The 12,440-nt window shown below is 42.6% G+C and carries 6 protein-coding genes; all 6 read left to right on the top strand.

The window, feature by feature from the left end; genetic code table 11:
* The first annotated feature begins 207 nt into the window (after nucleotides 1–207).
* The 6 genes from AC1DO4_RS15615 (at nucleotide 208) to AC1DO4_RS15590 (ending at nucleotide 12,440) form a co-directional block, all read left to right on the top strand.
* The gene (locus AC1DO4_RS15615) at nucleotides 208–741 is read left to right on the top strand and encodes an RNA polymerase sigma-70 factor (RefSeq protein ID WP_477417380.1); all 534 of its coding nucleotides are present in this window, start codon (nucleotides 208–210) and stop codon (nucleotides 739–741) included.
* 116 nt (nucleotides 742–857) lie between these two features.
* Complete coding sequence (locus AC1DO4_RS15610) at nucleotides 858–1,949, top strand: FecR family protein (RefSeq protein WP_477417378.1); 1,092 nt, start codon at nucleotides 858–860, stop codon at nucleotides 1,947–1,949.
* 189 nt (nucleotides 1,950–2,138) lie between these two features.
* Nucleotides 2,139–5,507 (top strand): TonB-dependent receptor, encoded by a 3,369-nt coding sequence (locus tag AC1DO4_RS15605; RefSeq protein ID WP_477417376.1) that lies wholly within the window; start codon nucleotides 2,139–2,141, stop codon nucleotides 5,505–5,507.
* 4 nt (nucleotides 5,508–5,511) lie between these two features.
* Nucleotides 5,512–6,987 carry a RagB/SusD family nutrient uptake outer membrane protein gene (locus AC1DO4_RS15600; RefSeq protein ID WP_477417374.1) on the top strand — a complete coding sequence of 492 codons (1,476 nt, stop codon included), beginning with the start codon at nucleotides 5,512–5,514 and terminating at the stop codon, nucleotides 6,985–6,987.
* 113 nt (nucleotides 6,988–7,100) lie between these two features.
* Nucleotides 7,101–9,299, top strand: a complete 2,199-nt coding sequence (locus AC1DO4_RS15595) for an alpha-N-acetylglucosaminidase (RefSeq protein WP_477417372.1) — start codon at nucleotides 7,101–7,103, stop codon at nucleotides 9,297–9,299.
* A gap of 219 nt (nucleotides 9,300–9,518) precedes the next feature.
* Nucleotides 9,519–12,440 carry a beta-galactosidase gene (locus AC1DO4_RS15590; RefSeq protein ID WP_477417370.1) on the top strand — a complete coding sequence of 974 codons (2,922 nt, stop codon included), beginning with the start codon at nucleotides 9,519–9,521 and terminating at the stop codon, nucleotides 12,438–12,440.

Genomic DNA, 12,440 nt, shown 5'->3' with positions numbered 1-12,440 from the left:
GCTTTCAAACCAGATATGATTGCAAGCTCGGTAGATAAGATAATTTTTCCTTTAAAATGGTGGTAAATTTCAAATAATCGAATAATTATCCTGTAAAGATCGCCCCTTCTTCAGTTATCGTTTTATCTGTATGTGATAATTTCGTTACTTTTACTGTGCGCCCGGAGGCAATGCATTACAAGAAATTGTTTTTAATTAGCTGTCACTTTGAATACACATGAGCTTGTTCACTTAATCCGATTTAACAATGATGAGTCGGCATTTAACGAGCTTTACAAAGCACAGGTGGTTAAACTTTGCCAATTTGCAAACTCTTTCCTAGGAGATAATGAAGCCAGCGAAGAGATAGTGAATGATGTGTTTGTAAAGATCTGGCTTGACCGCAACACCCTGGATAAGATCAGGAATCCACAGGTATATTTATATGTGGTTGTAAAAAACGCATGCCTGAATCATATCCGGAGTAATTCATCAAGAATGACCCGTGAATTGAGTATTGCCGAATCTTTTTATTTTCACCTCAATGCGGATCCTGCACAATTACTTATCAGCAAGGAGCTTCATACCGAGATTGTCAACGCCGTTAACAGCCTTCCTCCACGCTGCAAACTCATCTTTAAAATGGTAAAAGAAGACGGGCTAACCTGCAACGAAGTGGCTGCTATACTCGAATTGTCTAACAAAACCGTATTTGCCCAGTTATCCATCGCGATAAAAAAACTCGAAAGCATCATCAGGTAAGCTTCCTCCAAATTTACCGTGTATAATTTAATGCGAAACAGATTTTAATTTTATTTTAAAATCTTTTAGGAAAATCGTAATTGTTTGGTGTCTTTATAATCAGATTAGCTATAAGTATGGGAAAATCAAGGTTTATTGAGCTGATGGCCAAAAGCATGGATGGGTCGGCCAGTAAAAATGAATTAAATGAACTCGAACTGTTTTTAAAACAGTATCCAGGATACAAAAAGATACAGCACGTAACAGATGCCTTAACGGGTACACTTAAACAGGAGAATACTATTTTACAGGAAAAAGATGTAAACAGCAGGCTTGATGCGTTATGGGTAAAGATTAAAAGCTCGGAAGGATCAGAAACTGAAAGTTTAAATGACAATATAAAACCGTTTAATTACCGGAGATGGATAAGTGCAGCGGCGGCAATAGCTGCGCTTGCTGTATTAAGCTTTTTATTTTATAATAATCGGCATCCAAATCAGCAGGTTACCGCGGCATCTATAAAAAGAATTGATGTGCCCTTTGGTGAAATGATGCAGGTTACTTTATCAGATGGCACCAAAGTTAAACTTAATGCAGGGAGCCATTTTACATATCCATCTGCTTTTTCGGATGCGCAACGGGAAGTTAATTTAGAGGGGGAAGGTTTTTTTGAAGTAACTAAAAACCCAAAGAAACCATTTTTGGTACACACAACCGGGTTTACGGTGAAGGTTTTAGGTACCGTGTTTAATGTAAGAGCTTACCGAGACGATAAATCGACCGAGACAACCTTATTAAAAGGTAAAGTACAGGTAGAACTAACCGACGATCCGGAAAAGAAGATCATTTTATCGCCACACGAAAAGCTTACTATAAATAACCAGTTATTAATTGCCGATCATCAATCAAATAAGGTGAATGTGGCCAAAATAAAATATGAAGTGGCTTCGCTGCCCAACATCAGCAATGATACCTACCAGGAAAATGCCTGGACGGAGCATAAAATCATGTTTGTTAATAATGATTTTGAAGATGTAGCCCGGCAAATGGAACGTAAATATAATGTGCACATCATATTTGAAAATGAGGCTTTAAAGAAAGAACAGATTAGTGGCATACTTGAAAATGAAAGCCTGGATACCGCGCTGAATTTTCTGAAGCAAATAATGCCATTACAAACAAAGATTGACGGAAACACTGTTTACCTGGCCTACAAGATTAAAAAATAAACAATTCAACTAATATTAACTTAACCCCGCAACATGAAGAGAAATATTTACTTATCAGATTCCTGAAAACCCCATAAATAAACAAGGGAAGAGGTGCAACTCTTCCCTGCAAAAATCTGGGATTTATTATTAAGAGTAAGAGTGTTATGACGGCGCTTACTCTATCCATTAATTTTCAAAACAAATGTAATGAAAAAAACAACAAGGGCATTTGCAAGTCCATATGCCCCCGTATGCCTTAAAGTTATTTTGCTAATGAAAGCAGTATTCTTTCTAATTCTGGCTACATGTATGCAGGTTTCGGCCAGTGTATACTCGCAACAGAAATTCACACTCAGCATTAAGCAAACTGAGGTAAGTAGTATACTTACTAAAATTCAAAAACAGAGCGATTACCGCTTTTTTTACAACTATGCATCCCTGAAAAAATTAGGCAAGGTTGATATTAATGTGCAGGATGCAACTATTGAGCAGGTATTAGGAGCGCTCATTGATAATAAACTGCCCTACAAAGTAGCGGATGACCATGTAGTTATTATATCAACCCCCGAAACTACCAATGCATTGTTGTTTGTGAAAGGAAAAGTGGTTGATGCCAAAGGCGAACCGCTGATTGGCGTAAACATCAGGCTGCAAGGCACCAACCTGGGTGTCACAACTGATATTAACGGTAACTTCGTTATAAATGCCCCGGTTAATGGTGTATTGGAGTTTAGCTATATCGGTTTCGAGAAAAAGATAGTAACCATAACCGGTGATCAAACTTTGTCTATCACTTTAGTTGCCTTGCCATCTGCTTTAACCGAAGTTGTGGTTGTGGGTTACGGTACCAGTAAAAAAATGGACGTTACCGGCTCGGTAGCCAGTGTTAAAGGCGCCGATATTCAAAACCTGCCGGTGGCATCTGCCGCCCAGGCTTTAGATGGCCGTGCCAGTGGTGTAAACATCGTACGTAACGATGGCTCGCCGGGTGCCGCGCCAAGTATCCGCATTCGTGGCACCGGTACTGTGAATGATGCTAACCCATTGGTGGTTATTGATGGCGTACCTACCAATAACCCTGATGCTTTAAGTGATATCAACCCTAATGATATCGCTTCGGTAGATATATTGAAGGATGCTTCGGCTGCTGCTATTTACGGTACACGTGCTGCAAACGGCGTTGTGCTGGTTACTACAAAAAAAGGTACTTACAACCAAAAGTTAGCTACCAATGTTAACTTTTACAATGGTTTTTCAAATACAACCAAGTATTTGAACCTGCTAACCGCGCCCGATCTTTACAAATTGAAAAGGGAGCGTTATACCAACGATGGTGTTGCTATTGATGCGCCATGGACGGATGCCTATTATGCCACACAAAGAACGGATTGGCAACGGGCTATCATGAAAACCGGCCACGTAACCAATGGTGATGTAAACATTACCGGTGGCAATGATGGATCTATTTATTATTTTTCAACTTCTATTTATAATGAAGATGGTATCATTGACAAAACCAACTTCAAGCGCTTTAGCACCCGTATTAATTCAGAACATAAAGTGACAAATTGGTTAAAGCTGGGCGAAAATATTCAGTTAAACTATGCTAATAACAACGGGTTTGATAATAACAATTCGCAAACCGGTTTAATCTTTTCGGCATTACGCTTTAATCCAGCCATACCGTTGGTTAATGCCGACGGATCATACGGTACATCAAAAGCTTTTGCCAACCAGTTGGGCGATATCAACAGCCCATATGCAACCATACAGCAGGCCGATAGGTTTAACAAAAAATACCGCGCCCTGGCCAACGCTTTTGCCGAGATCACGTTTTTAAAAGAATTAAAACTGCGTGTAAACTACGCGTATGATGGGACCTTAAACCGCGCGTATAATTTTAATATTGCGGATGTTAACCAGGCAAGGCAAAATACCACCTCGTCATTATCCCAGGCAGAGAGCGAATTATCGTCACAGTTGCTGGAGTCGTTTATTACCTATGATAAAGTTTTTGGCAAAAGCCATGTAACGTTTACAGGTGGTTACTCTTACCAAAGATCTAACACTTACGGTTTTGGCGCATCAAGGTTAGGGTATGACGATACATCTGAAGATCAACGATTGCTTGGAACAGGTAACAGCCAGTTTAACACAAGCTTAATCCCCGACCCAACTTCCCTTCAATCGGGTTTTGGCAGGTTGTTTTATGACTACGATGCCCGTTTTCTGGCTACACTAACCTTCCGCGCGGATGGATCTTCAAAATTTGCGCCGAATAAAAGATGGGGTTACTTCCCGGCATTCTCTTTGGGCTGGAGGTTATCAAACGAAGCTTTTATCAAAAATATATCCTGGATAAGCAACCTTAAATTATCCGGCGGCTACGGCGAACTGGGTAATCAAAACATTCCCTCATTTCAATATGCCAGTTTAATTAAGCTTGGCAGTACCTACGAAAACAATGGCTATACGTTTGGCGGCGTTGGTTATACAGGTGCTGCAGTTGCCACCCTGGCCAACCAGGTGGTAGCCTGGGAGCGCACAGCCATGACCAATATCAGTTTGGATGCAGGCTTTTTAAACAACCAGTTAAGCACAACATTAACCTGGTTTAATAAAAACACAAAGGATATGCTTCTACCGCCACCTGTTGTAGGTACAGCAGGATCAGTAGTTATTCCTTACCAAAACATTGGTACCATGAACAACCACGGAGTAGAGTTTGAATTTAACTATCAGGGTGGTGACAAGGTAAAATATTCTTTCGGTGCCAACGCCTCATTCATCAAAAACAAGGTAACCAAACTAAACGGTGAAGGAACATTTGTTGGTTCAACCGTATATGGCCGCTCGAGCCAGGAAATTGCCAGAACTTACCAGGGACAGCCGATAGCTTCATTTTATGGCTGGAAAACCAATGGCTTGTACCAAACCCAGGCCGACATTGATAACGATCCTGCTCTTAAAAATGATTCGCGGAAGGCGAACATCAAACCCGGCGACGTACGTTTTCTTGACCTAAACGGCGATGGCCAGATTGATGGTAACGACCGTACAATTTTAGGTAATCCTAATCCAAATGTTACAGCGGGCCTGCAAGGCAGCATATCTTATAAAGGGTTTGATTTTTCGGCAAACTTCACCGGTGTATTTGGTGTAAAACTATATAACGCTGATAGGATGCAGGGAATAGATCCTACCTATCCGTTTAACCTGTATGCCGAAGACTTAGGACGCTGGACTGCTCCCGGTACAAGCAATACCATTCCAAGAATGTCGCTTGACCGCGCCAATGATAACTATCGCACATCTGACCTCTTTGTAGAAAGCGGAAACTATGTAAGCCTTAAAAACGCAACCTTAGGTTATACCCTCCCGGTCAGCTGGACTAAAAAGGCTACTTTGAAAGGTGTTAGGCTTTATGCATCGGGCCAGAACCTGTTTTTTATAACTAAGTACAAAGGCTATACGCCCGAGTTAGGTTATACCAACGGGAACYATCAAAGAGGGGTCGACGTAGCCCAGTATCCGTCAGTAAGAACAATTACATTCGGTTTAACAGTTAAATTATAAAATCATGAAATCGAACAAGATATTATATACACTTACAGTACTTGCCGTATTAGGCACCGGCTGTAAAAAGGCACTTGATTTAAAGCAAACCGGCGTTTACAGCTCTACAAACTATTTTCGTAACGAAACCGATGCCGTTAACGCCGTAACCGGTATCTACAGCATTTTACCTGAAGAAGATTATATCGGTCACGCGGAAGCTACATTTGACACGCCATCTGACGATTACTGGCGCTCGGGCGACCACGGCGAGGATGAAGGTATTGAAAACCTTACGTATGATGCATCAAACGCGGCTATCAGGTACCCGTGGAAGTGGAGATATGAGGAAATTAACCGTGCCACCAATTGCATAATCAATATCCCCAAAATAACAGCCATATCTGCGGATGTTAAAAGCCGTAGCATGGGCGAAGCTTATTTTTTAAGGGCTTTTGGTTACTGGCGGTTAATGATTATTCATGGCGATGTACCTATCATCACCGAAGATGATTATACCAAACTGAATTTTAACGTTCCCAAATCGCCGATTGAAGAAGTACGTAAACAAATAGAAAGCGATTTGCTGAAAGCGGTTGACATGTTACCCGAAAGCTACGGCGCAGCCGACCGTGGCCGTGTGAGCAAAGGAACAGCGTTGGGCCTTTTAACCAAGCTTTATATGTATTGGGAAAAACTTCCCGAAGCAATTGCAACAGGTCAAAAAGTAATCTCCAATTCGCACTATGCATTAGCTGCTAATTATACCGATAACTTTACCCGTGCAAATGAAAGCAGTACCGAGATCCTTTTCTCCATCCAGGCGGTACAAAACGTGGTACAAAACGATTTTACGGTTTACTACATCCCACGGCCTTGGGGTGGTTATGGCTTTAGCCAGCCTTTACAGGGGCTTGCAAACGAGTTTGAGCCTAATGATCCACGTAAGGCGGCCACTTTATTAACTGTTGGCGATAAGGTTGATCTGGGCGATGGCAATGGTTTAACTACTTTTACTGCCGATCTGTCGGCAACCGGGTTTGCTTTTAAAAAGTATGCTGTATTTAATACCGCAGCCGATGGTGGTGGAGTTGATCATACCTTCGCGGTGCCGTTAATGCGGTCGGCCGATATTTACCTATTAGTTGCCGAAGCGCTTATCCGTACGCAGGGTGCAGGCGCGGGCGACGCGTTGATAAACCAGGTGCGCCGCCGGGCATCAACATTGTTGCCGCCGGTTGTAGGTGCAGGTATGACACAGCTGATTCACGAGCGCCGTGTTGAACTTGCGGGCGAAGACCAGCGCCACCAGGATTTAATGCGTTGGGATAAGAAAAACATTGTTGATATAGCAGCCATATACAACAAGGCGGTTTCAAAAGCGCCAATTGACCAATCCAAAACGGTGACATTTGTTCGCCCTAAAAATTATTATTTCCCATTACCACAGGTAGAAATTGATAAGAGTAAAGGCGTTTTAAAACAAAATCCAAACTTTTAAGTAATGATCCATTAAATGCCGGTAGCCAGCAATGATTTGATAAATCAATTTGTGTTGGTTACCGGCATTTTTATTTTAATAATACCCTGTACAAAAAAGAACCAGCTTAAATAATGAAAAAAGGTTTATTGATATTTATTGTTACCGCATTTAGTTTAAATACCTACGCCCAGGTTGATCAAAAAGCCGCCCTTGATTTTATTGAACGGGTTATTCCGGGCAAATCGGGTACTTTTTTAATCGAGTCCATCGCCCAGGATAATGGCAAGGATGCTTTTGAGCTTGATAACCGTAATGGTAAAATAGTTTTACGTGGTAGCAATGGCTTATCTGTAGCCGCTGCCTTAAATTACTACCTTAAAAATTACTGCTTTTGTGATATAGGCTGGAATGGTACCAACTTAAACCTGCCTGCAAATTTGCCTGCAGTTAGCGTTAAGGTTCATAAAACCACCCCATACAAATACCGTTATTACCTTAATTATTGCACCTTTAATTATACCATGGCCTGGTGGGATTGGGAACGCTGGCAAAAAGAAATTGACTGGATGGCCCTCAACGGTATTAACATGCCACTGGCTATTACCGGCGAAGAAGCCGTTTGGCAAGATGTATACAAAAGCATGGGCTTTACAGATAAAGAACTGGACGCGTTTTTTTGCGGGCCGGCCTATTTCTCCTGGTTTTGGATGGGTAATATTGATGCATGGGGCGGCCCCCTGCCACAGCATTGGATGGATACCCACAAAGCATTGCAAAAAAAGATATTGGAGCGCGAACGTTTATTTGGGATGAAACCTGTTTTGTCGTCATTTACGGGCCACGTGCCGCCTTCTTTTAAAGATAGGTTCCCGAAGGCAAAAGTAAAAAAAACCAACTGGGATGCCGGTTTCCCGGATGTATACATTCTTGACCCGGATGATGAATTATTTGAATCCATAGGCAAAAAATATATAGAAGCACAAACCAAAGAGTTTGGCACAGATCATCTTTATTCTGCAGATACTTTTAATGAAAACGTCCCTCCTACCAATGATTCTACCTACCTGGATGGGATGAGTAAAAAGGTTTTCAGGTCTATGACCGCTGCCGATCCCAAAGCGGTATGGGTAATGCAGGGTTGGATGTTTCATTATAACAACAAGTTTTGGCAGCCGCAGCAGATCAAGGCATTATTAAATGCTGTACCGGATGATCAAATGATTGTTCTGGACCTGTACAGCGATGCTCACCCGGTATGGAATCGTACCGAAGCTTATTACGGCAAACCATGGATCTGGAGTATGCTGCAAAATTTTGGCGGTAACATTAGCCTGTTTGGCCGGATGCGCCATGTAGCCGCCGATCCCGCGATTGCTTTGCACGACCCCGAATCAAAAAACATGACAGGTATAGGCATAACACCCGAAGGGATAGAGCAAAACCCGGCGCTGTTTACCTTGATGCTTGAAAACGTTTGGCGCGATACCCCTATTGACGCGGATGCCTGGGTAAGCAATTATGCCCGCAGGCGTTATGGACAAACAAATGCTAATGCAGATAATGCATGGCATATATTATTGAATACCGTTTACAGCGGCGGCCTTACCGAAGGCGGCCCCGAATCTATTATAGTGGCCCGGCCAACCATGCAAAAAACTATCGACAGGGTTTTAACAAAACTAAATTATGACCCTAAGCAATTGGCTAAAGCGTGGGAGCTATTAGTAAACGCGGCAGATAGCCTGAAACAAAGTGATGGCTTTCAGTACGACCTTATTGATGTAACCCGGCAGGTATTGGCAAATTATGCAACGCCATTGCAACAAAAAATGGCATCGGCCTATAAAAGCGGTGATAAGGAAGCGTTTAAAGAATATAGCACCACGTTTTTACAGTTAATGGATGATATGGATGCCCTGCTAAGCACCCGTAAAGACTTTTTATTGGGTAAATGGATCAACGAGGCAAGGGCAAACGGCATCACCGAAAGGGAAAAGAACCTTTACGAATTTAATGCCCGCGATCTGGTTACGCTTTGGGGCGATAAGGAAAGCGGCCTACGCGAATACTCAAACAGGCAATGGGCCGGTTTAATAAAGGGTTATTATAAACCCCGCTGGGAACTGTATTTTGCGCAGCTTACCAAAGCAATGACAACAGGCACCCCTTTTAACGACAAAGCATTTGATGCGCAGGTAAAAAATTGGGAATGGCAATGGGTTAATAAGCATGATAATGCTTATACCGATGTTGCCAAAGGCGATGGTGTAGAAAAAGCCAAGGCTTTGTTTGCAAAGTATAACAGTTTGGTGTTGCAGGCAGCATATTAATAAAAATATCATTGGGTTAAATCCCCAATCTCATACTACCCTCGTTTTGCACTTTTTGTTTAACATACAACCATGTCATTTCGAACGAGGTACGAGGAGAAATCTTATAAACCCTGCAAGCCGACGATGTTTGTATAATACGGCTCGTATAAGATTTCTCCTTCGTCGAAATGACATGGTAGTTTTACAATTTATAACAACAATCATGTTTTCGCAACAATGATGAAACATCACATCCTTTTAGCCATCTTACTATCGATAACAATTACCGCTGTTCGCGGCCAGGAAAATAACGACCACATTTTCCCTCCATCGGCAGCGGCCAAACCTTATATTGATTTTGACAGCAAAGGTTTTTTGATAGCAGGCAAGCGTACCTTCCTTGTTTCTGCAGGGTTAGAATATGCAAGAATCCCGCACCAGCTTTGGCGTGATAGGTTGCTGCGCATCAAGCAGGCCGGATTTAATTGTATTGAGATTTACACCATCTGGAATTTTCATGAAGCACAGGAAGGCAAATTTGATTTTACCGGCGACCATGATCTCAACCAGTTTTTAAAAGAGGTTAAAGACCTTGGCATGTACTCCATCGTTCGCGTAGGTCCGTACTACTGTGCCGAATGGGATAATGGAGGCTACCCTATCTGGCTCAAGTTTAAAAAGGGATTGCGGGTACGGGAAGATAATCCATTGTTTGAAAAATATGTCGATCGTTTTTTTGATCATCTTTTACCCATTGTATTTAATAACCAGGTAAACAAAGGTGGTTCGGTGGTATTGGTTCAGTTAGAGAACGAACACCCTAAAGGATGGGGCACGGTAATGCCAGATGGTTATTTTAAACATTTGCAAACCAAGGCATTGGCTATGGGGATGCAGGTGCCTTACTTTTTTAGCGGCCTGCATCATGCCAGCGATCCGGCGGGAGATGGGAAACTGGACGATGCCACAAGGCCCAATCCATGGTTCTCTACAGAGTTTTGGAGCGTATGGTATTCGCAATACGGCGCTAAGCCTGGTGATGCCGCGCTTTATGACAGGCGCACCTGGAAAATTATAGCCAACGGCGGCAACGGGTATAATTATTATATGGCGCATGGCGGATCGAACTTTGGATATACCAATAATGATGAGGATGCAGCCTCCTATGATTATGGTGCTGCCATTGGTCAGGCAGGTGATTTAAGGCCTATTTACTATGCCTTTAAGCGGGCGGCCTGGTTTGCGCGAAGCTTTCAGGAAGTGTTGGAAAACAGTACCGATGCGACGGTAGAATATAGGGGTATAGTAAGTGATACGGCTATAAAAATATCCGCGCGTAAAAGCCCGGTAGGCGACCTTGTGTTTTTAGAAAACCCCGGATCGGTGCCTGTAAAAGTTAAACCCAGGGGTAGCAATATCGCAATAACTATAGCCCCTGGTGAAATCTATCCCCTAATTCGTCACTTCTTACTTGCTGACAACGTAGTGCTTGAAAGTGCCAATACCCGTGTAATTGCAATCACAAAGCAGTACAATGTTACTACTATTATTGTGGATGCCGAAAAAAACAAGCCATTGTCGCTTCTTTTTTCTACTGTCGAAAAGTCCTCAACATCGTATGATATTAATATCTATGAGGAGGACGTGGACGGACTAATGCCTGTAACTGATAAGCCCCTGGAATACCGTTTTACAATGGCCAACCAAACCATCCGTGTTTTGGCCATGAATAAGCAACTTATAGATAATACCTTTATTACCGATGCGGATGGAAAACAATATATTATTACAGGAGCTCCATATATCGCTGGTATAACCAAAGTCGGTCGGCAGCTACAGGTGCAAACAGAAATGCCTTTAACCGGGACAAAACAGGACGACGTATGGTTGTATACAGATACAAGTAGTATTGTTTTAAAAGCCACAGATTGGCCGAAAGCGAAACAGCCCGATGCGATTAAATTAAGTAAATGGGAAGCGAAAACGGCCTCCAACGCCGCTAATAACAATTATAACACTACAGGCTGGCTCGCGTCAACCAACCCGCAGCCCATAGGTGCCGATGGTGATGTAACGCCCGATGCATGGTATAAAACGATGTTGCATATCCCATTGACAGGTAAATACACCTTGCAGGTAAATGGCGGCGGCAGGGGACAGGCTTATGTAGATGGTAAACCGGCCGTAAAATGGCAGCTTAACAATAACGAAGTATCCTTCAATCTTAAAAAAGGCAGGCACACGTTAACGGTTTTTGCCGCGCATGATGGCAGGGATAAATTAGCAGCTTACCTCGGCCCGATAGACAAAGTTGATAGTAAAGGGATTTTTGGCGATGCGCTGATCAAAAGAGGCGGTCCGTTTATTACGGAACTGGGCAACTGGTATTTTACCAAAGCCGGCAAAAAAGACGATGTTAAAAACGGGCCTCCGGCCTTTGATACATCGGTATATAATAAATATAAAATAGGCAATGATGTATTTAACCAAAAGGAGGGATTTGCCTGGTTTCATACCATTATACCGCAACAGGCACCGGGCACTACAAAAATAAAGCTGCTGTTTAAAAGCGTTGATGAAAACGCAACCGTATTTATTAACGGTAAACAGGTATTTAAACATGACGGCTGGAACCAGCCTTTTGAAGTTAATATTGCCGATGCAGCTACATTAAACGCACCTATACGGCTTGCTGTATTTATAGAAAACTACTCTAACGAAGGAGGTATCGATCAGCCCGTAAAAATTAATGCCATTGGCGATGCGCCGGCGGTAACCGGCTGGAAAATGAAAGGCGGTCCCGGTGATGCGCTGGCAGCAAAAGGCTGGCAAAAAATTACAGGTAAAGTTAAAACCAATGCGCCTTGCTTTTTCCGTTCGTCTTTTACCGTTCCGCAGGCAAAAGGAAAAACCTTTATCTGGCGGTTTGAACCTACGGGCCTGGGCCATGGCTCGGTATGGGTTAACGGTCATAATATTGGGAGATATCCGGAAAAGATAGCCATCTCCAGTTTATACATTCCCGAATGCTGGCTACAAACAGGCTTAAACCAATTGGTAATTTATGACGAGGATGGTAAGCAGCCCGATCATACGCTTATTGTGGCCGAGCAGGAAGCCGGAAGAACCATAACACAAATAAATACCGATATTAAATAA

It is taken from the genome of Mucilaginibacter sp. P5_A6 (genome assembly GCF_056400585.1).
The sequence above is the reverse complement of the archived record's forward strand: the minus strand, read 5'-3'. Positions and strand labels throughout refer to the sequence as shown.